The organism is Micromonospora kangleipakensis, assembly GCF_004217615.1.
GTDB classification, from domain to species: domain Bacteria; phylum Actinomycetota; class Actinomycetes; order Mycobacteriales; family Micromonosporaceae; genus Micromonospora; species Micromonospora kangleipakensis.
On record NZ_SHLD01000001.1, the window covers coordinates 1,134,336 to 1,157,735 of the forward strand.

Consider the following 23,400-nt stretch of genomic DNA (forward strand, 5'->3'; position numbering starts at 1 on the left):
TCTCAGGTCACCGGTCAGGCGTCGGCCCGGCCGCCGTGTCCGGTCGCGGCGCGCCGGGCGCGCCACCGTTCGCCGAGCGAGTCGATCTCCTCCTGTACGAAGAGGAAGAAGTCCCGCATCTCGCTGACCCGCTCGCCGCCGGGGGTCTCCCGACCGGCCAGGGCCTCCACCCCGCCCGAGGCGATGTCGATGAAGTTCTTGTAGAGCCCGGTCTTGGTGACCGTGGCCTCGTACCAGGGGTTGTCCGGCATCCGGTAACGGTCCCGCCGGGAGCCCTTCACCGGCTCGCGGACCAGCATGGCGAACTGGGTGAGGTAGCGGACCGCACCGGAGACTGCCGCCGCGCTCACCCCCAGCCGCTCGCCGATCTCAGCGGCGGTGAGCGGCCCGTCGGCGCTCATCACGGTGAAGAGCACCCGGGCGGCCATCCGGGGGAAGCCGACGTCCGCGAAGGCCATCGCCATCCGCTCGACGAAGAGGTGGATCTCCTCCTCGTTCCGGGTCGGGCGGTGGTCGTCAGGCATCTGCCGGTGCTCCTCACTGCACGTCTTGGACCCGATCGTGCCTCAGGTCTCACAGTCTTCACAAGTTTGTGAAACAAGCGTAACTTGCAAATCATGGAAACTCCGATTGAGGTGTCCGGCCTGGTGAAGACCTTCGGCCGGACCCGGGCGCTCGACGGACTCGACCTCACCGTCCGCGCCGGGGAGGTGCACGGCTTCCTGGGCCCCAACGGCTCCGGCAAGTCGACCACCATCCGGGTGCTGCTCGGTCTGCTCCGGGCGGACGCGGGGGCCGTCCGACTGCTCGGCGGTGACCCCTGGCGGGACGCCGTCGCCCTGCACCGCCGGCTGGCGTACGTCCCCGGCGACGTCACCCTCTGGCCCAACCTCTCCGGCGGCGAGGTGATCGACCTGCTCGGGCGGATGCGCGGCGGGCTTGACCCGAAGCGCCGGGCCGAGCTGCTGGACTCCTTCGAGCTGGACCCGCGCAAGAAGGGCCGGGCCTACTCCAAGGGCAACCGGCAGAAGGTCGGCCTGGTCGCCGCCCTCGCCTCCGACGTCGAGCTGCTCATCCTCGACGAGCCGACCTCCGGGCTGGACCCGCTGATGGAGGAGGTCTTCCAGCAGTGGGTGATCCGCGCCAAGTCCGACGGCCGAACGGTGCTGCTCTCCAGCCACATCCTGGCCGAGGTGGAGGCGCTCTGCGACCGGGTGACGATCATCCGCAACGGCCGGAACGTGGAGACCGGCACCCTCGGCGAGCTGCGCCACCTGCACCGCACCTCGATCGACGCCGAGCTGGCCGGCCCGCTGGACGGCCTCGCCACGCTGCCCGGCGTGCACGATCTGCGGGTCGACGGCGACCGGGTGCGCTTCGACGTGGACAACGTCGCGCTGGACGCCGCGCTGCGCCGGCTCACCGAGATCGGCGTACGCAGCCTGGTCAGCCAGCCGCCCACGCTGGAGGAGCTGTTCCTGCGGCACTACGAGTCGACCGGCGCCGAGGCGACCCGATGAGCACCCTCACCGGCACCCGTCACCTGGTCCGCCTGATCCTGCGCCGGGACCGCGTCCTGCTGCCGCTCTGGGTGCTGGTCCTCGCCGTGCTGCCGATGTCGTACGCGACCAGCTTCTTCGAGCTCTTCCCGACCGCCGCCGAGCGGGCCGCGTACGCCGCCGGCACCGCCCGCAACCCGTCGATCGTCGCGCTGCTCGGCCCGGTCTACGGCGAGAGCGTCGGCGCGCTCACCGCGCAGCGTGGCGGCTTCCTGCTGGTGATCATCGCGCTGGCCAGCCTGCTCACCGTCATCCGGCACACCCGGACCGAGGAGGAGGCCGGCCGCCGGGAGCTGCTCGGCGGCACGGTGCTCGGCCGGTACGCCGGGCTGACGGCCGCCCTGCTGGTGACGTACGCGGCCGACCTGCTGCTCGGCCTGCTCACCGCCGCGGGGCTGGTCGCCACCGGCCTGCCGGCCGCCGGCTCGCTGGCGTACGGGCTCGCCGGCGCGCTGGTCGGCGTCGTCTTCGCCACCGTCGGCGGGCTCGCCGCCCAGCTCACCGAGACGGCGGGCGGGGCACGGGGGATCGCCATCGCCGTCCTCGGGGCGGCCTTCGCGCTCCGCCTCGCCGGTGACGCGGCGGAGCGGGAGTGGCTGAGCTGGCTCTCCCCGCTGGGCTGGGGCCCGCGCATCCGGGCCTACGAGGGTGACCGGTGGTGGGTGCTGGCGCTGCCGGTGGCGCTCTCTGCGCTGCTCGCCGCCGTCGCGTACCCGCTGTCGGTGCGCCGCGACCTGGGCGCCGGGCTGCTGCCGCCGCGGCTCGGCCCGGCCACCGCCGGGGAATCCCTGGCCGGGCCGTTCGGCCTGGCCTGGCGGCTGCACCGCGGGCAGATCCTCTGGTGGTCGGTCGGCTTCGGCCTGCTCGGGCTGATCCTCGGCGGGGCGGCGAAGGCCGCCGGCAGCTCGGTCGAGGGCAACCCCCAGCTGGAGCAGATCATGACCAGGATCGGTGGTGCCTCGGGGCTGGCCGAGGCGTACCTCGGGGCGACGTTGAGCCTGGCCGGGCTGGCCGCCGCCGGATACGGCATCCAGGCCGCGCTGCGGATGCGGTCGGAGGAGACCGACGGGCGTGCCGAGCCGCTGCTGGCCACCGGGGTGACCCGGACCCGCTGGCTCCTGTCGCACGTGCTGTTCGCCCTGGTCGGACCGGCGGTGGTGCTCGCCGTCACCGGGTTCGCGACCGGCCTGACGTACGGGATCAGCGTCCACGACGTGCCGGGCGAACTGCCCCGGATGGTCGGCGCCGCACTGGCGCAGCTGCCGGCGGCCTGGGTGCTGGCCGGCCTCGCGGTGCTGCTGTACGGGCTGCTGCCCCGGCTGGCCGGGGTGGCCTGGGCGGTGCTCGCGGTCTGCGTGCTGCTCGGCCAGCTCGGCGCGGTGCTGGAGCTGAGCCAGTGGCTGCTGGACCTCTCGCCGTTCACCCACACCCCGCAGGTGCTGGCCGACCACTGGCACGCCACCCCGCTCTGGCTCCTGACCGCCGTCGCCCTCCTGCTGGCCACAACCGGCCTCACGGCCTTCCGCCGCCGCGACCTCCCCACCACCTGACCCGCCCCGCGCCGGTCCAGGCCCGCGTTGATCAAGGAGTTTGCGTCAGGAATCCGTCTGCGGAAGACGCAAACTTCTTGGTCAACAGGGTGGGACGGAGGTCAGGACGGGGTCTCGTTGCGGATCATCAGGGCGGAGCGGAGGCCGGTGATGTCGAGGACGCGGAGCAGGAAGTCGCCGACGTTGCTCAGCACCAGCAGGCTCTGCGCGTGGCTGGCCTTGCGGCTGAGCACGACGAGGGTGCCGAGCCCCTGCGAGTCGCAGAAGCCGACCCCGCCCAGGTCGAGCACGATGCGCGGCGGGGGGTCGGCCAGGACCTCGTTGACGACGGTCGACAGCTGGGTGGCCGTGAGCATGTCGATCTCACCGGCCAGGCGAAGAACCACTTCGTCGCCCGTCCGGTGTACCGTGATGGACAGTTCGGCACGATCCACCCGGTCACCCTATCGCGGTCTCGACCACCCGGCCCGCCGAGCAACCCCCGGCTGTGCGTCCGACCGGGCCGGCCACCTTCCATGGCTGATCCCGCCCGCTCGGCGATCCGCGCGGCGGGTGAGCCCGGTAACCCCGGCGCGGGGTGGCTGCCGATTCGCCGGCCGGCGCTGACACAATGGCGGCATCGTGACCGATACCCTTTCCGCCGGATCCGGCCGCTACCCGGCCGACGCGCCGGCCTCCGAGGCCCTGTTCGACCGCGCCAAGGCCATCGTGCCCGGCGGGGTGAACTCCCCCGTGCGCGCGTTCCGTGCCGTCGGCGGCACCCCGCGCTTCATGGTCCGGGGGGAGGGTCCCTGGATGTTCGACGCGGACGGCCGGCGCTACGTCGACCTGGTCTGCTCCTGGGGGCCGCTGATCCTCGGCCACGCCCACCCCGAGGTGGTCGAGGCCGTGCAGACCGCCGCCGCGTACGGCACCAGCTTCGGCACGCCCACCCCGGGTGAGATCGAGTTGGCCGCGGAGATCGTCGCGCGTACCCCGGTCGAGCAGGTCCGGCTGGTCAACTCGGGCACCGAGGCGACCATGTCGGCGATCCGGCTGGCCCGCGGCTTCACCGGACGAGCCAAGATCATCAAGTTCGCCGGCTGCTACCACGGCCACTCCGACGCCCTGCTCGCCGCCGCCGGCTCCGGCGTCGCGACCTTCGGCCTGCCCGACTCGCCCGGCGTGACCGGCGCGGCGGCCGGCGACACCATCGTGCTGCCGTACAACGACATCACCGCGGTCGAGGAGGCCTTCGCCGCCGAGGGGCCGCACATCGCGGCGATCATCACCGAGGCGGCGGCCGGCAACATGGGCGTGGTCGCCCCCCGCGACGGCTTCAACCAGCAGCTCGCCCGGATCGCCCACGCGCACGGCGCGCTGCTCATCGTCGACGAGGTGATGACCGGGTTCCGGGTCTCCCGCGCCGGCTGGCACGGCCTCGACCCGTCCGACGCCGACCTGTGGACGTACGGGAAGGTCATGGGCGGCGGCCTGCCCGCCGCGGCCTTCGGCGGGCGCACGGAGATCATGGAGCGGCTCGCTCCGGCCGGCCCGGTCTACCAGGCCGGCACGCTCTCCGGCAACCCGCTCGCCTGCGCCGCCGGCCTGGCCACGCTGCGACTCGCCGACGCCGCGCTCTACCGGAAGCTCGACGAGACGGCCGCCGTCGTGGGCAAGCTCGCCGCCGACGCGCTGGCCGCCGCCGGGGTCCCGCACCGCCTGTCGTACGCGGGCAGCATGTTCTCCATCTTCTTCACCGACGCCGACGTGGTCGACTACGACAGCGCGCGGACCCAGCAGGTCCCCGCGTTCAAGGCGTTCTTCCACGCGATGCTCGCCGCCGGCGTCTACCTGCCGCCGAGCGCGTTCGAGTCGTGGTTCGTGTCGGCGGCGCTGGACGACGCCGCCCTGGAGCAGATCGCCGCCGCCCTGCCGGGCGCGGCGACGGCGGCGGCAGCGGCGGGTCACGGGGGGTAGGGAACGTGAGCGAGACGGTGGTCCACGTGCTGCGGCACGGCGAGGTGTACAACCCGGAGGGCGTCCTCTACGGCCGGCTGCCCGGTTTCCGCCTCTCCGAGCTGGGCGTCCAGATGGCCAAGGCCGCCGCGCAGGGGCTCGCCGAGCGCAACGTGGTGCATGTGGTGGCCAGCCCGCTGGAGCGCGCCCAGCAGACCGCCGAGCCGATCGCGGCGCAGTTCGGCCTCCCCGTCGGGGTGGACGAGCGGCTGATCGAGAGCGCCAACTGGTTCGAGGGCAAGAAGGTCTCCCCGGGCGACGGCTCGTTCCGCGACCCGCGCAACTGGTGGGTGCTGCGCGACCCGGTCACCCCGTCCTGGGGCGAGGCGTACCAGGCCATCGCCGAGCGGATGTTCGCCGCCCTGCACGCCGCCCGGGTCGCCGCCGAGGGGCGCGAGGCCGTGCTGGTCTCCCACCAGCTGCCGATCTGGACGCTGCGCCGGTACGTCGAGCGCAAGCGGCTCTGGCACGACCCCCGCAAGCGGCAGTGCGGGCTGGCCAGCCTCACCTCGTTCCACTTCGACGGCGCCAAGGTCGTCGGCATCGGCTACTCCGAGCCGGCGGCCCACCTGGTCGCGATCTCGGCGACCGCCCGGACGGCCAAGGGGGCCTGATGCGTTCCCGGAGGCCCGTCGCCGCCCTGCTCGCCGCCGTCGCCCTCGCGACGGCGCTGGTCGGCTGCTCCGCCGGCAGCGAGGAGAGTAAGTGCGCCGACAAGGCCGGCATCATCGAGTGCGCCCCGGACCAGCGGTCGGCGGCCCCGAAGATCGCCGGTGAGCTGCTCGCCGGCGGCAACTACGACGTCGCGCAGGCCCGCGGCCAGGTGGTGGTGCTCAACTTCTGGGGCTCCTGGTGCGCGCCCTGCCGGGCCGAGGCCGACGATCTCGAGGCCACCTACCAGGCCACCAAGGCCTCCGGGGTGGCCTTCCTCGGCATCAACGTGCAGGACAGCAAGGACAAGGCGGTCGCGTTCGAGGAGGGCCGGGTCACCTACCCGAGCCTCTTCGACCCGGCCAGCCGGCTCGCGCTGGCCCTGGACATTCCGCCGAACACCATCCCGGCCACCGTGGTCCTGGACCGGGACGGCCGGATCGCCACGGTGATCCGGGCCGCGGTCACCCAGGACGGCCTGCGCCCCGTCGTCGAGCGGATCGCCGCCGAGCAAGCGGCCTCCGGAAACCGCTGATGGGCGAGACGTTCCGAGAGCTCGCGCAGTCCGGGCCGCTGCTGCTGGCGATCGGCGCGGCGGCGCTCGCCGGGCTGGTCAGCTTCCTCAGCCCGTGCGTCCTGCCGCTGATGCCGGGCTACCTGTCGTACGTCACCGGCCTGGCCGGCGCCGACCTCGAGGGCCGGGCGCGGACCGAACCGGCGCCGGCCGGCGGGGACGCCCCGACCGGCGGCGGGGTCGCCGTGGCGACCGGCGGGGTGGCCGTCGCGGCCCGTCCGGCGGCCGCGGTCAAGGGGCGGGTGCTCGCCGGGACGCTGCTCTTCATCGCCGGCTTCACCGCCGTCTTCACCGCCACCGCGATCCTCTTCTCCGGCGTCGGCCGGGTCTTCTTCGAGCACGAGCGCGCGCTGGAGATCGTCATCGGCGGGCTGGTCGTGGTGCTCGGGCTCGGCTACCTCGGCCTGGTGCCGGGAATGCAGCGCGAGTTCCGGATCCACCGGCTGCCCGCCGCCGGGCTGCTCGGCGCCCCGGTCCTCGGCGCGGTCTTCGCGCTGAGCTGGATGCCGTGCACCGGCCCCACGCTCGGCGCGGTGCTCGGCATGGCCGCCGTGGAGGGGAAGAGCGACCGGGCGGTGCTGCTCGCCGTGGCGTACTGCCTCGGGCTGGGGGTACCGTTCGTCGTCTTCGGGCTCGGCTTCCACCGCCTGCTCGGGGTCTTCCGCGCCGTCCGGCGCAACAGCCGCTGGGTGACCCGGATCGGCGGCGCCCTGCTGATCCTGATCGGCCTGGCGCTGGTCACCGGCGGCTGGCAGAACTTCGTGATCTGGCTGCAGACGCACGTCGGCGTGGGCGAGGTGAGCATCTGATGACGACCGTGGACGACCGGCCGGCGACGCCGCCCGCCGAGGCGCCCCGGCGGCGGGTCAACCCGGTGGTCGCCCTGCTGCGCAACTCCTGGCGGCAGCTGACCAGCATGCGTACCGCGCTGATCCTGCTCTTCCTGCTCGCGGTCGCCGCCATCCCCGGCTCGGTGCTGCCCCAGCGCGGGGTCAACCCGGAGAACGTCAACCAGTACTTCCTCGACCACCCGGACCTGGCCCCGAAGCTCGACCGGATCGGCGCCTTCGCGGTCTTCGGCTCGATCTGGTTCTCGGCGATCTACCTGCTGCTCTTCACCTCGCTGGTCGGCTGCGTCCTGCCCCGGATGCGGGACCATTTGCGGGCGCTGCGCTCCCGGCCGCCGGCCGCCCCGAAGCGGCTGGAGCGGCTGCCCCAGCACGCGGTGCTGGAGGCCCCCGCCGCCGCCGACCCGGCGGCCATCGCCGCCGTGCTGCGCCGCCGCCGCTGGCGGGTCGAGGTCCGCGGCAACGAGGTCTCCGCCGAGAAGGGCTACCTCAAGGAGACCGGCAACCTGCTCTTCCACACCTCGCTGGTCGCCGTGCTGCTCGGGGTCGCGCTCGGCTCCTGGTACGGCTGGCACGGCAACCGGCTGCTGGTGGCCGGCGCGGAGAACGCCTTCTGCAACACCCGCCAGCAGTACAGCGAGGCCTCGCTCGGCCCGCGCGTGGACAGCGCCGACCTGCCGCCGTTCTGCCTCACCCTGGACGACTTCGACGCGAGGTTCCTCCCGTCCGGCCAGCCGGCGAGCTACCGGGCCACGGTAACTGTGGACGAGCCGGACGGGTCGAAGCGGACCGCCGGCTTCTCGGTCAACTCGCCGCTGCGGCTCGGCTCGGCGAACGTCTACCTGCTCGGCCACGGGTACGCCCCGATCCTGAGGTACACCGACCGGTACGGCCGCAGCCAGACCAGCACCGTGCCGTTCCTCGCCACCGGCGACGCCAATCTCACCAGCGAGGGCGTGGCCGCCTTCCCGGACGCCAACGTCGACCCGAAGACCGGCAAGCGGGCCGCCGACCAGCAGGTCGCCTTCGACGGGCTCTACCTGCCGACCGCCCCGGACACCGCGCCCTTCGTCGCATCGCAGTACCCGACCGAGCGGAACCCGGCGGTGGTGCTCGTCGCGTACCGGGGCAACCTCGGGCTGGACGCCGGCATCCCCGGGTCGGTCTACAAGCTCGACCAGGGGCAGGTCGCCAACGGCAAGCTCAAGCAGGTCGGCGACAAGAAGCTCGGCGTCGGCGAGAAGTGGACCCTGGACGACGGCAGCACGCTGGAGTTCGTCGGGACGAAGCCGTACGTCACCCTCTCCATCCGGTACGCCCCGGGGCAGACGCTGATGCTCGGCGCCTGCGTGGTGCTGCTCACCGGCCTGATGGGTTCCCTCTTCGGCCGGCGGCGGCGGGTCTGGTTCCGGGTGACGCCCCCCGGCAGTGGATCTCCGACGAGCGGTAGTAGCTTGGTGGAGGCCGGTGGGCTGCCGCGCACCGAACATCCAGGGTTCGCCGACGAGTTCGCCCAGTTGGTCGCCGCGGTCAGCGCCGACGAGCGGGGCGACGAGCGGGCGCGAGAAGGAGTCGAGTGATGTCCGCACTCTCCGACCAGCTGGTGACCTTCGCGATCCTGGCGTACCTGGTCGCGATGATCAGCCACGCCGTCGAGTACGCGCTCGGCAACGCCCGCGCGGTGCCGGCGAGGGCCGCCGCCCCGGCCCGGGAGCTGGTCGGCGCGGGCGTCGGCGGCACCGGCGGGACCGTCGAGGCCCCCGCCGCCCCGGCCGAGACCCGGCCCGACCGGTCGGCGCAGCGGGCCCTCGTGGCCGGTCGGATCGCCGGCTGGGTCACCGCGCTCGCCGCCGCGCTCCACCTCGGGGCGCTGGTCACCCGGGGGCTCGCCGCCGAGCGCATGCCCTGGGGCAACATGTACGAGTTCGTGCTGACGGTCACCTTCATCGGGACCGCGGCCTGGCTGGCGGTGCTCTGGAAGCGCCCCGCGCTGCGCCGGCTCGGGCTCTTCCTGACCCTGGTCATGGTGCTGCTGCTGGCCTTCGCCGAGCTGAAGCTCTACGTCCAGGTCACGCCGCTGATGCCGGCGCTCCAGTCGTACTGGTTCGTCATCCACGTGTCGACGATCGTCTTCGCCTCCGGCATCTTCCTGCTGGGTGTGGTGCCGGCGGCGGCGTACCTGATGCGGGCCGGCTGGGAGCAGGGGCGGCGCAGCTTCCCGTACACCCTGGCCCGCCGGCTGCCCGCGGCGGCCGGGCTGGAGCGGATGACCTTCGCGCTGCACGCCTTCGCGTTCCCGATCTTCACCTTCGCGGTGATCGCCGGGGCGATCTGGGCCGAGGCGGCCTGGGGCCGGGCGTGGGGCTGGGACCCGAAGGAGACCTGGGCGTTCATCTCCTGGGTGGTCTACGCCGGTTACCTGCACGCCCGGGCCACCCCGAGCATCAAGCGGAACGTGGCCACCTGGATCGCCATCCTGGGCTTCCTGACCATGCTGATGAACCTGTTCGGGGTGAACTTCTTCTTCACCGGCCTGCACTCGTACGCCGGCGTCAGCTGACCCGTACGCGCGACCGCCGGAAGCCCGTGGGCTCCCGGCGGTCGCGTCGTTTCCGGGATCAGGAGACGGTGACCGGGGCGGTGTCGTTCGCCGGGTCGTCGTCGACGCGCGGGTACGGGCTCTGGAGCCGGACCTCGCCGGGCGCCCCGGCCGGTCCGTCGATCCGGAGGTCGAAGGCGACCAGGTAGGTCTCCCCGGCCGCGAAGATGCCACCCGGCTTCGGGCAGTACCAGGTCGTCGGCGTCTCGCCGCTCTCCTCGTCACCCCAGAGCCAGCACCCGGCCGGGCTGCCGGTGACGGTCGTCCCGGCGGGCGGGGTGAAGGTGAACCGGGCGGCGTTGTCGCCGGAGATGGTGCCGTCCGGCACGCCGGGGCCGTCGTTGCGCAGGCCGACCTCGACCCGGACGGTCCCACCGACCGACCCGGTGGCGGTCGCGCCGAGGGCGACGACGTCGAACGCGCCGTGGATGCCGCGCAGGTAGTACTGGCCGGCCGGCGACTGGTGCTCGGCCCCGATCACGTCGACCGGCTCGCCGACCTGACGCAGTCGCAGGGACCGGTCGGCGTCGCGGCGGGTGAACACCACACCCTCGGGCAGCGCCCCGGCCGTGTCGGCGGGCGCCACGGACTGGGTGATCCGCTTGTCGCCGACGGCGGCGGCACCGACCGTGGTGGTGAAGCCGCCGGGGACCTCGTACCGGGCGCCGGGGGTCAGCTCGCCCCCGACGGTGCAGACCACGATGGTGCTGAGCTGGTCGCCGGCGCCGTACCGGCAGTTGCGGTAGGCGGCCGGCTCCAGGCCGATCGGGAAGCGGAGGGTGACGCGCAGGTCGTTCGCCGGCTGGTCGCCGGCGCTGATCACCGCCACCGGCATGGCGAGCTGGTCGCCCGTGGCCGCACCGCTCACGTACTCGTCGACCAGGTCGATCACGTCCGGCCCGGCATGCACGGTGACGGTGGCCTGCTGCGCCCATCCCTCGACGCCGTCGGCCAACGCTGTGTAGCTGATCGTCCCGGTGGCGCCGTCGCCGGCACCGGCGACCGCCCGGAGCATGATCGGCAGGGTGCCGTTCAGCGTGCCGAACTCGTCCGGGGTGGCGGTCGGCGGCATCGGGCAGGTGACCGAGGCGGCGTCCGTGACGCACCAGTCCGGGAAGGCGGCGGTGGCCACCCCGGCCAGCCCGCTCAGGTCGAAGGTCACCCGGGGGTTGGTCGCCCCGGTGCTGCTCAGGACGAGGCCGGCGGTGCGGGCCGGGGCGCCGGCCGCACCGATGGTGGTGTCACCGAGCCAGCCGCTGACCCAGCCGGGGTCGGTCTCCGCCGCCGCCGGGCTCGCTACCGCGCCGACCATGGTTGCTGCGGCGAGGGCCGCCGTGGCGACCCGGAACGCGCGGGTAACGCGCACAGATCTCATCGAACTCCCTTGAGGAAGGTGGACCGGCCGGGCCGTCCGGCCCGATCGGCGCGCCGATCCTAAGGGGAGGGGACGACGGCCGTGGCCCCGGTCGCCGGCCGACGCCGGTTCAGCACGTCGTCGACCCGCAGGGTCACCTGGTACGCGACCTCGGGCAGGTCGGCGAGGTCGAGGCGGTCGGCCCGCATGGCGAGCTGCGCGTGCAGCTCCCGGGCCACGGCGTCCCGGATCTCCTGGAGCAGGGGCGAGAGGCCGTCCGGGTCGCCCACCACGTACGCGTCGTCCATGGGGCCATCCTGGCCCTCGGCGACGGACCTGTCAGCTCCCGCCCCGCGGCCCGCCGGTCAGGCGCCGAACCAGCCGGGGACGTCGAGGCGGAAGAAGTCGGCCGAGGCGACCGCGCGCAGGTCGTCCTCCATCGCGGCGACGCGCTCGGGGCCCAGCGTCGCCGACCAGCGGTCGCGCAGCTCGTCGAAGACGACCGCCGAGCGGCGCAGCCCGTCCACCCCGCGCTCCGTCATCCGGACCAGCTTGCGTCGGGCGTCGGCGGGGTCGTCGGCGCGTTCCAGGTAGCCGAGGGCGACCAGCCGGTCCACCGTCTTGCCGGCCGCCTGCTTGGAGACGCCGAGGCGCTGGCCCAGCTCGGAGGCGGTGGTGCCGTCCGGGCCGACGGCCTGGAGGACGAAGCCGTGCGCGGGTCGTAGCTCCGGGTGCCCCTGCCGGGCCAGCTCGGCGTGCAGGTCGTCGATGAGCGTGCGGAAGCCAGCCAGCAGCAGCAGGGGCAGCACGAAGCCGGGGCGGTCAGGTGTTGCCATGTTCGACAACCAGGTTTACTATTTGGTCAACCACATTGACCATCTTATCCGAGAGGGGTCGGCATGTCCCGACCGGTCTTCACCGTCCACACGCCCGACACCGCGCCCGCCGCCGCGCGTCCGACCATGGCCGGCATCCACCGCAAACTCGGCCACCTGCCCACCGGCGTCGGCCTGATGTCGGAGTCCCCCGAGCTGCTCAAGGGCTTCCTCACCGCCGCCGCCACCTTCGAGTCCACCGACCTCGACCCGGTCGCCCGGGAGGTGGTCGTGCTCACCGTCGCCACCCGGAACGAATGCCACATCTGCGTGGCGATGCACACCGCCACGCTGGAGCGACACGGCGGCGCCCCGGAGCTGATCGCCGCCCTGCGCGACGGGACCGAGCCGCCCGACGCCCGGCTCGCGGCGCTGCGCCGGTTCACCCTGGCCGTCCTCGACCACCGGGGCGCCGTCCCGGACGACGAGCTGGCCGCCTTCCTCGACGCCGGCTGGCAGCCCCGGCACGCCCTCGACGTGGTGCTCGGCGTCGGGACCTACACCATCTCGACCTTCGCGAACCGGCTCACCGACGCGCCGCTCGACCCGCCGCTGGCCGCGTACGCCTGGCAGCCGGCCGGGTGAGGCATCAGCCGCGCAGGAAGGGCAGCAGCAGGGCGGCCAGCTCGGCCGGCCGCTCCTCGAAGAGCCAGTGGCCGCAGTCCTCGACCACCTCGCCGGTGACCGTGTCGGCATACCCGCGGACCTGCGCGGCCACCTGCTCGCCGAGGCTCGCCCGGGCGCCGACCGCGAGGACCGGCATCGGCAGCTTCGTCGACCGGTACGCGGCGTTGTCCGCCACGTCCTGCCCGAACGCCCGGAACCAGTCGAAGCTGGCCCGCAGATGGTCCGGTTCGCGCAGGTGCCGGGCGTACTCCTCGACGTCGTCCGGGCCGATGCTGCCCTTGTTCACCATGATCGAGTCGGTGAAGCGGTCCACCCAGAGCGTCTCCCGGCCGGTGATCAGCTGCTCCGGCAGGCCGTTGGTCAGGCTGAAGAAGCCGAAGTTCCACACCGCCGGCCCGGCGGCCGTCAGGGCCGGGAAGGCGTAGATGCTCTCGTCCGGGATGGGCGCCTCGGTGAGCACCAGCCGGGACACCACGTCGGGATGGGCGGCGGCGTAGGCGTACGCGACCATGGTGCCCAGGTCGTGGCCGACCAGCCGGATGTCGCCGGTCAGGCCGAGCCCGGTGAGCAGGCCGTGCAGGTCGGCGGCGACTGTCTTCTTGTCGTACCCGCCGGCCGGGGTGTCGCTGTCGCCAAAGCCGCGCAGGTCCGGCGCGACCACCTCGAACGAGCGCCCCAGCTCGGGCAGCAGGTGCCGCCACATGTGCCAGCACTGCGGATAGCCGTGCAGCAGCACCAGCGGGGGACCGTCGCCGCCCCGCAGGTAGTTCAGCGTGATCTCGCCGACCTGCGCCCGCTGCTCGGCGAACCCCGCCGGGAGCCGTCCCTCGCCCATCACCGTCCCCTCCGCCGTCGGACGGCTCGACTACCCGCCGCCAGCCCGGCCATGCCCGGCCGGCGGCGGCATCGGCCGCGTCACACCACCCGGCTTGGGCGACCGGGAGACCGGTGCGGGAGACTGGCTGACATGGCGGCTCGTGGCTTCCCGTACACCGATCTCAAGGACTTCCTCGCGGCGCTGGAGCGCGCGGGCGAGCTGCGGCGGGTGAGCGTCCCGGTCGACCCCACCCTGGAGATCAGCGAGGTGGTCACCCGGACCGTCCGGGCCGGCGGCCCGGCGCTGCTCTTCGAGCGCCCCACCCGGGGCGAGATGCCGGTCGCGATCAACCTCTTCGGCACCGAGAAGCGGATGGCGATGGCGCTCGGCGTCGACTCCCTCGACGAGATCGGCGAGCGGATCGGCGCGCTGATCAAGCCGGAGCTGCCGGTCGGCTGGTCCGGCATCCGCGAGGGCCTCGGCAAGGTCATGCAGCTCAAGTCGGTGCCGCCGCGCAAGGTGAAGACCGCCCCCTGCCAGCAGGTGGTCTACCGGGGCGACGACGTCGACCTGAACCGGCTGCCCGGCCTCCAGGTCTGGCCCGGCGACGGCGGGATCTTCCACAACTACGGGCTGACCCACACCAAGCACCCGGAGACCGGCAAGCGCAACCTCGGCCTCTACCGGCTCCAGCAGCACGGCCCGAACACCCTCGGCATGCACTGGCAGATCCACAAGGACTCCACCGCCCACCACGCGGTCGCCGAGCGGCTCGGCCAGCGGCTGCCGGTCGCGATCGCGATCGGCTGCGACCCGGTGGTCAGCTACGCCGCCTCCGCACCGCTTCCCGGCGACATCGACGAGTACCTGTTCGCCGGCTTCCTGCGCGGCGAGCGGGTCGAGATGGTCGACTGCCTCACCGTGCCGCTCCAGGTGCCGGCGCACGCCCAGATCGTGCTGGAGGGCTACCTGGAGCCCGGCGAGCGGCTGCCCGAGGGCCCGTTCGGCGACCACACCGGCTTCTACACCCCGGTCGAGCCGTTCCCGGTGCTGCACATCGAGGCCATGACCATGCAGCGCGACCCGGTCTACCACTCGATCATCACGTCCAAGCCGCCCCAGGAGGACCACGGCCTGGGCAAGGCCACCGAGCGGATCTTCCAGCCGCTGCTCAAGCTGCTGATCCCGGACATCGTCGACTACGACCTGCCGGCCGCCGGGGTCTTCCACAACTGCGCGATCGTGTCGATCCGCAAGCGCTACCCGAAGCACGCGCAGAAGGTGATGAACGCGATCTGGGGCGCGCACCTGATGTCGCTGACCAAGCTGATCGTGATCGTCGACGAGGACTGCGACGTGCACGACTACAACGAGGTCGCCTTCCGCGCCTTCGGCAACGTCGACTACGCCCGCGACCTGCTCCTCACCGAGGGGCCCGTGGACCACCTCGACCACGCTTCGTACCAGCAGTTCTGGGGCGGCAAGGTGGGCGTCGACGCGACCCGCAAGCTGCCCACCGAGGGCTACAGCCGGGGCTGGCCGGAGGAGATGTCGATGTCGCCCGAGGTGGTCTCGCTGGTCGACAAGCGCTGGAAGGAGTACGGGATCTGATGGCCGTCCTCGACGCGCCGGCCGAGAAGCCGGGCCGGGTGAAGTCCTTCCTCAAACTGGTCGCGATCGAGCACTCGGTCTTCGCGCTGCCGTTCGCGTACCTGTCGGCGCTGACCGCGATGCGGGTCGACGGCGGGCGGGTCCGCTGGCTCGACCTGCTGCTGATCACCGTCGCGATGGTCGGGGCGCGGACGTTCGCGATGGCCGCCAACCGGATCCTCGACCGCCGGATCGACGCCCGGAACCCGCGCACCGCGAACCGGGAACTGGTCACCGGGGCGGTGAGCGTGCGGACGGCCTGGACCGGCGCGGCCGTCGCGCTGGTCGTCTTCCTCGCCGCCGCCGCCCTGCTCAACCCGCTCTGCCTGGTGCTCGCCCCGCTCGCGGTGATCCCGCTGGTCGTCTACCCGTACGGCAAGCGGTTCACCAACTGGCCGCACGCCATCCTGGCGATCGCCCAGGCGGTCGGCCCGGTCGGCGCCTGGCTCGCGGTCACCGGCACCCTCGCCGGCTCCTGGCCGGCCTGGCTGCTCGGCGCGGCCGTCGGCCTCTGGATCGGCGGCTTCGACCTGATCTACGCCTGCCAGGACGCCGACGTGGACCGGGAGATCGGCGTGCACAGCGTCCCCGCGCGCTACGGGCTGCGCTTCGCGCTGCACGCCTCCACCGTCGCGCACGTGGTCACCTTCGCGCTCTTCATCTGGTTCGGCGCCCTGGTCGGCTTCGGCTGGCTCTGGTGGATCGGGCTGGCGTTCACCGCGGTCGCCTTCGGCTACCAGCACCTGGTGGTCAGCCCCACCGACCTCAGCAAGGTCAACCGGGCGTTCTTCACCGCCAACGGCTTCGTCGGCATCGCGCTCTTCGTCTTCGCCGTGCTCGACCTGGTGGTCCGCCTCGACCTGCGACCCTGAGCGGCGGGGTCAGGACGCGGGGGCGACCGGGTAGCGGCCGCTCTCCAACGTCCAGTCCACCGTGCCGCGCACCGCGTGGGCGACCCCGTCGAGGTGGGCGGTGACCGCCTCGTCCAGCGCCGGACCGAACGACGGCACCGCGGCGCGCAGCGCGACGAACCGGGCCATCCCCGCCCGCCAGCGCTCGGCCACCAGCTCCACCGCGGTCTCCACCGGCACCCCGTGCTCGGTCGCCATCGCCAGCACCAGGTTGTGGCCACCGGCGCTGGCCCGGTCCTGGTCCAGCGACGCCAGGTCGTTGAACCAGGAGAGCAGATCGTTGCCGACTTCGGCGATCCGGCGCAGCACGGGATGGTGGTAGACCGCGTCGGGCAGCGACCGGCCGGTCGCGAACTCGATCAGTGGGTACGACACGTACGCCGCCGAGGTCGCCCGGCGCAGCTCCACGTACTCGGCGACCCCGGGGGCCCGGCCGGCGGCCTTCGCGACCGCCTCCCGCCAGGCGCCGTCCAGGTGGTGGGCGACCGCGTCGGTGAAGCGCAGCCGCCAGCGGGCCGGCATCCGCCGTCGGGGCTCCCGCCAGGCCTGCACCAGCAGCCGCCGCAGCGGCCCCGAGAAGCCGGGATGACGCGCCCGAGGCCCCTCGCGCAGCAGGGCGAGCACCCCGTCGCGGAGCGCGCGGATCTGCGGCGGCGTCAGCCGGTCCGGCCGGTCGCAGGCGTCGTCGACCAGGAAGAACCAGGTGAACAGGACGGTCAGCACGCGCAGGTCCGACTCGGCGGCGTCCGGGTAGAGCCGGCCGGCGTACCGGGCGAAGCCCGCCCGGCGCAGCCGGTCCAGGGCCACCGCGTCCAGGGGCAGGCCGAGGCCGACGAGCTGGTCGGGCAGCCACTGCTGGGTGCGGTCGGCGTACGGGGAGAGTCGGGGCGCGAGCGGGCAGTCGGACCGCAGCGACCGGAGCACCGCCTCCGTCATCCCGATCCCTCCCGTGGCCGTGGATCGCCGACGGAAGCATGGCAGGTCGCCGCGACGGTCGTGGATCGCCGACGGAAGCATGGCAGGTCGCCGCGACGGTCGTGGCCCGCCGGGACAACGGCGGTGGTCCCGGGACAAGGGGGACGCTCCGGACCGGTAAGGCGGGGTGCCCGCCGGTCCCCGCCGCCGACCAGGCAGGCTTGTCGTATGCGCGAACCATGGGTGGTCGGCGTCTCCGGGGCCTCCGGCACGCCGTACGCGGCAGCCGTCGTGCGGGGCCTGCTCGACGCCGGCGAGGCGGTGGACCTGATCGTCTCCCGGGCGGCCCGGCTGACCATTCTCGACGAGACCGGTCGTCCCTTTCGGGACGGGCACTGGGCCGACGACCTGGCCGCCTGGCTGGGCCGCGAGCTGACCGGCGCGGACCTGCGGCACTGGCCGGCGGGCGACCTGGCCGCCGGCCCGAGCAGCGGCTCCTACCGGGTACGCGGCATGGCGGTGGTGCCGGCGAGCACGGCGGCCTGCGCGGGCATCGCGATCGGGCTCTCCAAGGACCTGCTGCAGCGGGCGGCCGAGGTCAACCTGAAGGAGCGGCGGCCGGTGGTGGTGGTGCCCCGGGAGACCCCGGTGACCCGCAGCCACCTGGAGCATCTCATCGCGCTGCACGACTCCGGTGCGGTCGTGCTGCCGGCCAGCCCGGGCTTCTACGGCGCGGGCGCCTCCGCCTCGGCGCAGCAGTTGGTCGACTTCGTGGCCGGCAAGGTGCTGGACGCGCTCGGCGTACCGCACACGCTCTTCCGTCGCTGGTCGGGCGAGCTGGCCGCGGCGCAACGGAACGCGGACCGGACCTGACGGCCGGTCCGCGTGCCGATCCGCACTCAGTACATGCCGGCGTTGGCCGGTCCGGGGCCGGTCGAGGCGGTCGGGCCCATGTTGCGTGGCTTGCCCATGTCCTCCGCCTCGTCCAGCATGCCCTCCCCCTCAAGCAGGGCCCGCACCTCGGATTCCCGAAACCGGCGATGCCCGCCTGGAGTCCGGATGCTGCCTATCCGGCCGGCCGCCGCCCATCTCGTCACAGTCTTCGGGTCAACCCGAAACAGCGCGGCGACCTCACCCGGTGTCAGCAGGCGATCTCCAGTGTCCACAGCCCCCTCCTCGCGTCGACGAAGCCCCCGGCTGAACACACTGCCCCCGGCCGGTGCGAGCCCAGAGCCGTCATGAGGGACGTATGGCAATTACAGCACCAGCGAGCTGGCCTGTCCGCCAAACGCGAAAAACGCACGGCTTGAGAAGTTAGTAAATGGTACCGGCAGAGAACTCCCATGACCATCAGTTTGTGAATGGGTACATGTTGTCACCTTCAACTGATGCCGGCGTCGGACGTTACGCCCGGAGGGCTAGGGTCACACTCCGTGGACGCGATCGACCTGAGCCTTGTTGAGCTGCTGCGCGGCAATGCCCGCCTGTCGTACGCCGAGCTGGCCCGCCAGGTCGGCCTCTCCGCCCCGGCGGTACACGAACGGGTCGGCAAGCTGGAGTCCAGCGGGGTCATCCGGGCGTACCGGGCCGAGGTGGAGCCGGAGGCGATCGGGCTCGGCGTGACCGCGCTGATCGGCATCGTCGAGGACTCCGGCGGGGACACCGACGACGTGCTGGAGGCGTTCCGGCGGATGCCGGAGATCGAGTCCTGCTACTTCATGGCCGGGGTGGAGTCGTTCCTGCTGAAGGCGCGGGTGGGCACGATCGCCGAGCTGGAGCAGCTGATCGTCCGGCTGAACCGCACCCCGGGCGTGGCCTCCACCCGCACCGGGATCGCCCTGTCGACCAAGTGGGAGAACCGCCCCCAGCCCATCGCGCCCTCCGCCTCCTGACCCCGGGACGGGCGCTACCAAGCTGATGTCGTGAATGAGTCACCCGGGACCGGCGCTGGCGCGGGCCGGCTCCCGGCGATACCGTGCGTCGATGACGACGCCAGCGCCCGGAGCGGCCGCGGGGACCGGAGCGGCCGGAGCGCCGGGAGCGGCCGTGGTGACCGGGGCGGCGGGCGGGCTCGGACGGGCGATCGCCGCCGCCCTGCACGCCGACGGCTGGACCGTGCTCCTGACCGACCTGGACGCCGACGCGGTGGCCGCCGCCGCGGCGCCGTTCGGTGGCTGGTCCCGGGCACTGGACGTCCGCGACGAGGCGGCCTGCGCCGCGGTCGCCGCCGAGGCGGCGGGCGGGGCGGCCGGCGGGCTCGGGCTCTGGGTGAACAACGCCGGAATCCTGGTCACCGGGCCGTCCTGGACGCACGACGCGGCGACCCGCCGCCGGCTGGTCGAGGTGAACGCCCTCGGCGCGATGAACGGCACCCTCGCCGCGCTGGAGGTCATGCGGCCCCAGGGCCACGGGCACGTGCTCAACGTCGTCTCCCTCGCCGGGCTGATCGCCGCGCCCGGCGAGACGGTCTACGCCGCCAGCAAGCACGCCCTGCTCGCGTTCAGCCTGGGCACCCTGTCCGACCTGCGGATGGCCGGGCTCCGGGGTGTACACGTGTCCTGTCTCTGCCCGGACGGGATCTGGACGCCGATGTTGCACGACCGGCTCGACGACCCCGGCGCGCTGGCCTCCTTCACCGGGTCGATGCTGACGCCGGAGCGGGTGGCCGCGCGGGCCGCGCGGCTGGCCCGCCGGCCGCGTCCGGTGGTCAGCCTGCCGCGCTGGCGAGGCGCCCAGGTACGGCTCCTCGACGCGCTGCCCCGGCTGGCGCTCGCGCTGACCCCGGTGGTCCGGGCCACCGGCCGGGCCGGCCAGCGCCGGCAGCGCCGCCGGGTCGGCCCGAACCCGAGCTGACCTCGCTTGTAACGTTGCCGACGTGACACATCTGGACCGGTGCGACGAGGCCAGCCGGACGTGGGTGACCGAGGCGATCGCCACGGTCGAGGCCGACGCCAACCGGTCCGCCGACACCCACCTGCTGCCCTTCCCGCTGCCCCGCGCATGGGGCATCGACCTCTACCTGAAGGACGAGTCGGTGCACCCCACCGGCTCGTTGAAGCACCGGCTCGCCCGGTCGCTCTTCCTCTACGGGCTCTGCAACGGCTGGATCGGCCCGGACACCACCATCCTCGAGGCCTCCTCCGGCTCGACCGCCGTCTCCGAGGCGTACTTCGCCCGGATGCTGGGGTTGCCGTTCATCGCGGTCATGCCCGCCTCCACCTCGCCCGAGAAGATCGCCCAGATCGAGTTCCAGGGCGGCCGCTGCCACCTGGTCCAGGACCCGGCGAAGGTGGTGATCGAGGCGCGCTGGCTCGCCGAGGACTCCGGCGGGCACTTCATGGACCAGTTCACCTACGCCGAGCGGGCCACCGACTGGCGGGGCAACAACAACATCGCCGAGTCCATCTACGCGCAGCTTTCGCTGGAGCGGCACCCCGTGCCGGCCTGGGTGGTGGTGGGCGCCGGGACCGGCGGCACCAGCGCCACCATCGGCCGGTACGCCCGCTACCGGCGGCTGCCCACCAAGCTCTGCGTGGTCGACCCGGAGAACTCCGCCTTCTACCCGGCCTGGCAGGCCGGCGACTGGTCGGTGCGGACCGACCGCGGCTCCCGGATCGAGGGCATCGGCCGGCCCTCTGTCGAGGCGTCCTTCCTGCCCTCGGTGGTGGACCGGATGGTCCAGGTGCCGGACGCCGCCTCGCTGGCCGCCATGCGGGCCGGCTCCACCGTGCTCGGCCGCCGGGTCGGCGGCTCGACCGGCACCAACCTGTGGGGCGCGTTCGGACTGATCGCCGAGATGCTGGCGGTGGGGCGGACCGGGTCCGTGGTCACCCTCATCTGCGACGCCGGCGACCGGTACGCCGACACGTACTACGCCGACGACTGGGTGGCCCGGCAGGGGCTGGACCTCGCCCCGCACCTGGCCACCATCGACCGCTTCCTGGCCACCGGCGCCTGGCCGGCCTGACCAAGTCGGTCCGGGATCAGCGGGGGTCGACCCGCTCGGCGAGGCCCGGGTAGCGCACCACGAAGCCGTCCGGATCGACGTCCAGGTCCGCGGCGAAGGTGTCGCTGGCGAAGCGCACCCGGCCGGGCCCGAGCGACGTGTAGACCTGCTCGGCGGGAACCACGGCCAGGCTCGGCACGAGCACCCAGGCGACGTCCACCCGGCGGGCCTGGTCCGCCGGCACCCGGCTCAGCCCGAGGCGGCGTACCGGCAGGGTGTTGAAGAGCGGGGAGCCGCCCAGGTCGATGTCGAGCGCGTCCGCCAGTCGGTTCGGGTCGTCCGTGCCCGGCAGCCCAACCGGGGCGTGCCCGGCCGCCCGCAACGCCGCGTCCAGGTCACCCTCCTCGCCGGTCCGCACCCGCCAGCCGTCCCCGGCGCGTTCCAGCCGTACGCTCCGCGACCAGCCGGCCCCCTCGGCCGCCGCCTCCAGCCGGGTCGCCGCCCAGTCCGGGCCGACGGTGAGCTGGTACCGGCAGGTGTAGGGGATCGGGTCCACCGCCAGCGCCACGCCCCGCGCGGCGAGTCCCTGTTGGCCGTCGAGGACGACATGCTCCGCCCCGGCGATGTCCGTCCTGGTCCAGAAGAGCGACTTCGGCATGGTCGGCATGAACCGGACGTTACGCCACGGCGCGGACGCCGGCGCGGGATGCGGAAACGCCGCCGCGGAGCGAATGCTCCGCGGCGGCGTCCGGGCGTCAGGTCAGTGGGTACGCGCCGGCGGTCGCCCGCCGAAGCCCCGCCGGTCGTCGCGCGGCCGGTCGTCCTGGCCCCGACCCTCGGGACGGAACCCGCCCCGGCGGTCCGCCGACCGGAACTCGCCGCCCCGCTCGCCGAACGTACGCTCGTCCCGGGCGTCCCGGTCACCGAAGCGCCGCTCGCCGGTCGGCCGGTCCTCGAAGCGCCGCTCGCCGGTGGGGCGGTCGCCGAAGCGCCGCTCGCCGGTGGGGCGGTCCTCGAAGCGCCGCTCGCCGGTCGGGCGGCCGAAGCGCTGGTCGCCCCGGTCGCCGGACCGGCGCTCGCCGCGGCCGTCGAAGGAGCCGCGGTCGCCGAAGCGCCGGCCGTCCCGGTCGCCGAAGCGGCGCGGGCCGGACGGGCGGTCGCCGTAGCGGCGCTGCTCCTGCGGCTCCTGGCGGACCGGCACCCCGCTGGGCTCGCGCGCGCCGATCAGCTCCGCGAGGGCCGGGTCGCCGGCCCGGACCCGGGCCTCCGCCGGCGCGACTCCGGCCTTCTCCAGCATGGCCAGGGTGGTCCGGCGCTGCTTCGGCAGCACCAGGGTGGCCACCGCGCCCGACTCGCCGGCCCGGGCGGTACGCCCCGCCCGGTGCAGGTAGTCCTTCGGGTCCTTCGGCGGGTCGACGTGCAGCACCAGCGAGACCCCGTCGACGTGGATGCCGCGGGCCGCCACGTCGGTGGCGACCAGCACGTTCATCCGACCCTCGCGGAACTCGGCCAGGGTCTTGGTACGCATCCGCTGGGTCTTGCCGCCGTGCAGCCCACCGGCGCGTACGCCCACCGCGGCGAGCTGCTCGACCAGCCGGTCGACGCCGAGCTGGGTACGCGCGAAGAGCATCGTCCGGCCGGAGCGGGCAGCGATGGAGGCGGCGACCGCGAACTTGTCGTGCGGCGGGATCAGCAGCAGGTGGTGGTCCATGGTGGACACCGACGCGGTCGACGGCGCGGTCGAGTGGGTGACCGGGTCGGTCATGAACCGCTTGACCAGCGAGTCGACGTCGCCGTCCAGGGTGGCGGAGAAGAGCAGCCGCTGGCCGCCCGCCGGGGTCTTCGCCAGCAGGTCGGTGACCTCCGGCAGGAAGCCCATGTCGGCCATCTGGTCGGCCTCGTCGAGCACGGTGATCTCGATGTCGTCCAGGTTGCAGACGCCGCGCGAGACCAGGTCGCCGAGGCGGCCCGGGGTGGCGACGATGATCTCCACACCCCGGCGGAGCGCGTCGATCTGCCGGTCGTACGGCACGCCACCGACGGCGGTCTTGACGAAGATGCCGACGGCCTTGCCGAGCGGCATCAGCGCGTCGTTGACCTGCATGGCCAGTTCCCGGGTGGGCACCAGGATCAGGGCCCGGGGGTGCAGCGGGCGGGCCCGGTTGCGCTCGGCGAGCCGGGCGATCAGCGGCAGGCCGAAGGCGAGGGTCTTACCGGAGCCGGTCTGGCCCCGGCCGAGCACGTCGTGGCCGGCGAGGGCGTCCGGCAGGGTGGCCCGCTGGATCTCGAACGGGGTGGTGATGCCCTGGCGGGCCAGCGCGGCGACGAGCTGCCGGGGCAGTCCCAGCGCGGCGAAGTCGGGGGTGTCGACGTCGGCGCGGTTCTCCTGCGCCGGGGCGTCGTGGGCGGACGGGGACGTGCCGGGGTCAGCAAAGGTGGTCAAGAAATGCCTTTCGAGCGGGGCGCATCTTCGCGATGGCCCGCTGCGGCTGAATGCCGCCGAATCGCCCGCAAGATCGCCCATGG

25 protein-coding genes are annotated in these 23,400 nt (G+C 73.5%); 15 read left to right on the forward strand and 10 right to left on the reverse strand.

What is annotated here, in order from left to right:
• Positions 1-14 precede the first annotated feature (14 nt).
• Positions 15-524 carry a GbsR/MarR family transcriptional regulator gene (locus tag EV384_RS05525; RefSeq protein ID WP_130330737.1) on the reverse strand — a complete coding sequence of 170 codons (510 nt, stop codon included), beginning with the start codon at positions 522-524 and terminating at the stop codon, positions 15-17.
• A 93-nt stretch (positions 525-617) separates the two neighbouring features.
• On the opposite strand from EV384_RS05525, the gene EV384_RS05530 reads away from it, so the two are divergent.
• Together EV384_RS05530 and EV384_RS05535 are read left to right on the forward strand one after the other, a co-directional pair.
• Positions 618-1,520 (forward strand): ABC transporter ATP-binding protein, encoded by a 903-nt coding sequence (locus tag EV384_RS05530; RefSeq protein WP_130330739.1) that lies wholly within the window; start codon positions 618-620, stop codon positions 1,518-1,520.
• On the forward strand, positions 1,517-3,109 hold the full coding sequence (locus EV384_RS05535) for an ABC transporter permease (protein ID WP_130330741.1): 1,593 nt from the start codon (positions 1,517-1,519) through the stop codon (positions 3,107-3,109). Before EV384_RS05530 ends, EV384_RS05535 begins: the two co-directional genes overlap by 4 nt.
• Positions 3,110-3,210: 101 nt before the next feature.
• Here EV384_RS05535 and EV384_RS05540 read toward each other — a convergent pair whose 3' ends face one another.
• Positions 3,211-3,543, reverse strand: a complete 333-nt coding sequence (locus tag EV384_RS05540; RefSeq protein ID WP_130330743.1) for an STAS domain-containing protein — start codon at positions 3,541-3,543, stop codon at positions 3,211-3,213.
• 187 nt (positions 3,544-3,730) lie between these two features.
• Between EV384_RS05540 and hemL the strand changes: the two genes are divergently transcribed.
• The 6 genes from hemL to ccsB are packed head-to-tail and all read left to right on the forward strand — an operon-like array spanning position 3,731 to position 9,740.
• A complete protein-coding gene (gene hemL, locus EV384_RS05545) occupies positions 3,731-5,068 on the forward strand; it encodes a glutamate-1-semialdehyde 2,1-aminomutase (protein WP_130330745.1) in 1,338 nt (445 codons plus the stop codon).
• A 5-nt stretch (positions 5,069-5,073) separates the two neighbouring features.
• Positions 5,074-5,721: a histidine phosphatase family protein gene (locus EV384_RS05550; protein WP_130330747.1), complete on the forward strand. Its 648-nt coding sequence runs from the start codon at positions 5,074-5,076 to the stop codon at positions 5,719-5,721.
• Positions 5,721-6,293, forward strand: a complete 573-nt coding sequence (locus tag EV384_RS05555) for a TlpA family protein disulfide reductase (RefSeq protein ID WP_130330749.1) — start codon at positions 5,721-5,723, stop codon at positions 6,291-6,293. The genes EV384_RS05550 and EV384_RS05555 overlap by 1 nt, the downstream gene beginning before the upstream one ends.
• The gene (locus tag EV384_RS05560; RefSeq protein WP_130330751.1) at positions 6,293-7,141 is read left to right on the forward strand and encodes a cytochrome c biogenesis CcdA family protein; all 849 of its coding nucleotides are present in this window, start codon (positions 6,293-6,295) and stop codon (positions 7,139-7,141) included. Before EV384_RS05555 ends, EV384_RS05560 begins: the two co-directional genes overlap by 1 nt.
• Positions 7,141-8,760: a cytochrome c biogenesis protein ResB gene (gene resB, locus EV384_RS05565; RefSeq protein WP_130330753.1), complete on the forward strand. Its 1,620-nt coding sequence runs from the start codon at positions 7,141-7,143 to the stop codon at positions 8,758-8,760. Before EV384_RS05560 ends, resB begins: the two co-directional genes overlap by 1 nt.
• Positions 8,760-9,740: a c-type cytochrome biogenesis protein CcsB gene (gene ccsB, locus EV384_RS05570; protein ID WP_130330755.1), complete on the forward strand. Its 981-nt coding sequence runs from the start codon at positions 8,760-8,762 to the stop codon at positions 9,738-9,740. The genes resB and ccsB overlap by 1 nt, the downstream gene beginning before the upstream one ends.
• Before the next feature lie 58 nt (positions 9,741-9,798).
• Here ccsB and EV384_RS05575 read toward each other — a convergent pair whose 3' ends face one another.
• The 3 genes from EV384_RS05575 to EV384_RS05585 are packed head-to-tail and all read right to left on the reverse strand — an operon-like array spanning position 9,799 to position 11,969.
• Positions 9,799-11,154: a hypothetical protein gene (locus EV384_RS05575; protein ID WP_130330757.1), complete on the reverse strand. Its 1,356-nt coding sequence runs from the start codon at positions 11,152-11,154 to the stop codon at positions 9,799-9,801.
• Between the two features lie 59 nt (positions 11,155-11,213).
• Complete coding sequence (locus EV384_RS05580) at positions 11,214-11,441, reverse strand: hypothetical protein (protein WP_130330759.1); 228 nt, start codon at positions 11,439-11,441, stop codon at positions 11,214-11,216.
• A gap of 57 nt (positions 11,442-11,498) precedes the next feature.
• Positions 11,499-11,969 (reverse strand): MarR family winged helix-turn-helix transcriptional regulator, encoded by a 471-nt coding sequence (locus tag EV384_RS05585; RefSeq protein WP_130330761.1) that lies wholly within the window; start codon positions 11,967-11,969, stop codon positions 11,499-11,501.
• A 63-nt stretch (positions 11,970-12,032) separates the two neighbouring features.
• Here EV384_RS05585 and EV384_RS05590 point away from each other — a divergent pair, with 63 nt between their 5' ends.
• Positions 12,033-12,593 carry a carboxymuconolactone decarboxylase family protein gene (locus tag EV384_RS05590; protein ID WP_130330763.1) on the forward strand — a complete coding sequence of 187 codons (561 nt, stop codon included), beginning with the start codon at positions 12,033-12,035 and terminating at the stop codon, positions 12,591-12,593.
• Between the two features lie 4 nt (positions 12,594-12,597).
• Here EV384_RS05590 and EV384_RS05595 read toward each other — a convergent pair whose 3' ends face one another.
• Positions 12,598-13,470, reverse strand: coding sequence for an alpha/beta fold hydrolase (locus EV384_RS05595; RefSeq protein WP_130330765.1), 873 nt, complete (start codon positions 13,468-13,470; stop codon positions 12,598-12,600).
• A gap of 132 nt (positions 13,471-13,602) precedes the next feature.
• Here EV384_RS05595 and EV384_RS05600 point away from each other — a divergent pair, with 132 nt between their 5' ends.
• The gene (locus EV384_RS05600) at positions 13,603-15,063 is read left to right on the forward strand and encodes a menaquinone biosynthesis decarboxylase (protein WP_130330767.1); all 1,461 of its coding nucleotides are present in this window, start codon (positions 13,603-13,605) and stop codon (positions 15,061-15,063) included.
• Positions 15,063-15,974 carry a menaquinone biosynthesis prenyltransferase MqnP gene (gene mqnP / locus EV384_RS05605; protein WP_130330769.1) on the forward strand — a complete coding sequence of 304 codons (912 nt, stop codon included), beginning with the start codon at positions 15,063-15,065 and terminating at the stop codon, positions 15,972-15,974. The genes EV384_RS05600 and mqnP overlap by 1 nt, the downstream gene beginning before the upstream one ends.
• Before the next feature lie 9 nt (positions 15,975-15,983).
• Here mqnP and EV384_RS05610 read toward each other — a convergent pair whose 3' ends face one another.
• Complete coding sequence (locus EV384_RS05610; RefSeq protein WP_130330771.1) at positions 15,984-16,949, reverse strand: terpene synthase family protein; 966 nt, start codon at positions 16,947-16,949, stop codon at positions 15,984-15,986.
• Between the two features lie 207 nt (positions 16,950-17,156).
• Here EV384_RS05610 and EV384_RS05615 point away from each other — a divergent pair, with 207 nt between their 5' ends.
• Positions 17,157-17,801 (forward strand): UbiX family flavin prenyltransferase, encoded by a 645-nt coding sequence (locus EV384_RS05615; protein ID WP_130330773.1) that lies wholly within the window; start codon positions 17,157-17,159, stop codon positions 17,799-17,801.
• Between the two features lie 26 nt (positions 17,802-17,827).
• Here EV384_RS05615 and EV384_RS05620 read toward each other — a convergent pair whose 3' ends face one another.
• Complete coding sequence (locus EV384_RS05620) at positions 17,828-18,094, reverse strand: BldC family transcriptional regulator (RefSeq protein WP_130330775.1); 267 nt, start codon at positions 18,092-18,094, stop codon at positions 17,828-17,830.
• 267 nt (positions 18,095-18,361) lie between these two features.
• Between EV384_RS05620 and EV384_RS05625 the strand changes: the two genes are divergently transcribed.
• The 3 genes from EV384_RS05625 to cds1 all read left to right on the forward strand — a co-directional run bounded on the left by EV384_RS05625 (position 18,362) and on the right by cds1 (position 20,895).
• A complete protein-coding gene (locus tag EV384_RS05625) occupies positions 18,362-18,820 on the forward strand; it encodes an Lrp/AsnC family transcriptional regulator (RefSeq protein WP_130330777.1) in 459 nt (152 codons plus the stop codon).
• A gap of 91 nt (positions 18,821-18,911) precedes the next feature.
• Positions 18,912-19,781 carry an SDR family NAD(P)-dependent oxidoreductase gene (locus EV384_RS05630; RefSeq protein WP_130330779.1) on the forward strand — a complete coding sequence of 290 codons (870 nt, stop codon included), beginning with the start codon at positions 18,912-18,914 and terminating at the stop codon, positions 19,779-19,781.
• Positions 19,782-19,803: 22 nt separating this feature from the next.
• On the forward strand, positions 19,804-20,895 hold the full coding sequence (cds1, locus tag EV384_RS05635) for an L-cysteine desulfhydrase Cds1 (protein ID WP_130330781.1): 1,092 nt from the start codon (positions 19,804-19,806) through the stop codon (positions 20,893-20,895).
• 16 nt (positions 20,896-20,911) lie between these two features.
• Here the strand turns inward: cds1 and EV384_RS05640 are convergent, their stop codons facing one another.
• Both EV384_RS05640 and EV384_RS05645 read right to left on the reverse strand, forming a co-directional pair.
• Complete coding sequence (locus tag EV384_RS05640) at positions 20,912-21,532, reverse strand: putative glycolipid-binding domain-containing protein (protein WP_130340265.1); 621 nt, start codon at positions 21,530-21,532, stop codon at positions 20,912-20,914.
• Positions 21,533-21,634: 102 nt separating this feature from the next.
• Positions 21,635-23,317, reverse strand: a complete 1,683-nt coding sequence (locus EV384_RS05645) for a DEAD/DEAH box helicase (RefSeq protein ID WP_423202887.1) — start codon at positions 23,315-23,317, stop codon at positions 21,635-21,637.
• Positions 23,318-23,400: the final 83 nt, after the last annotated feature.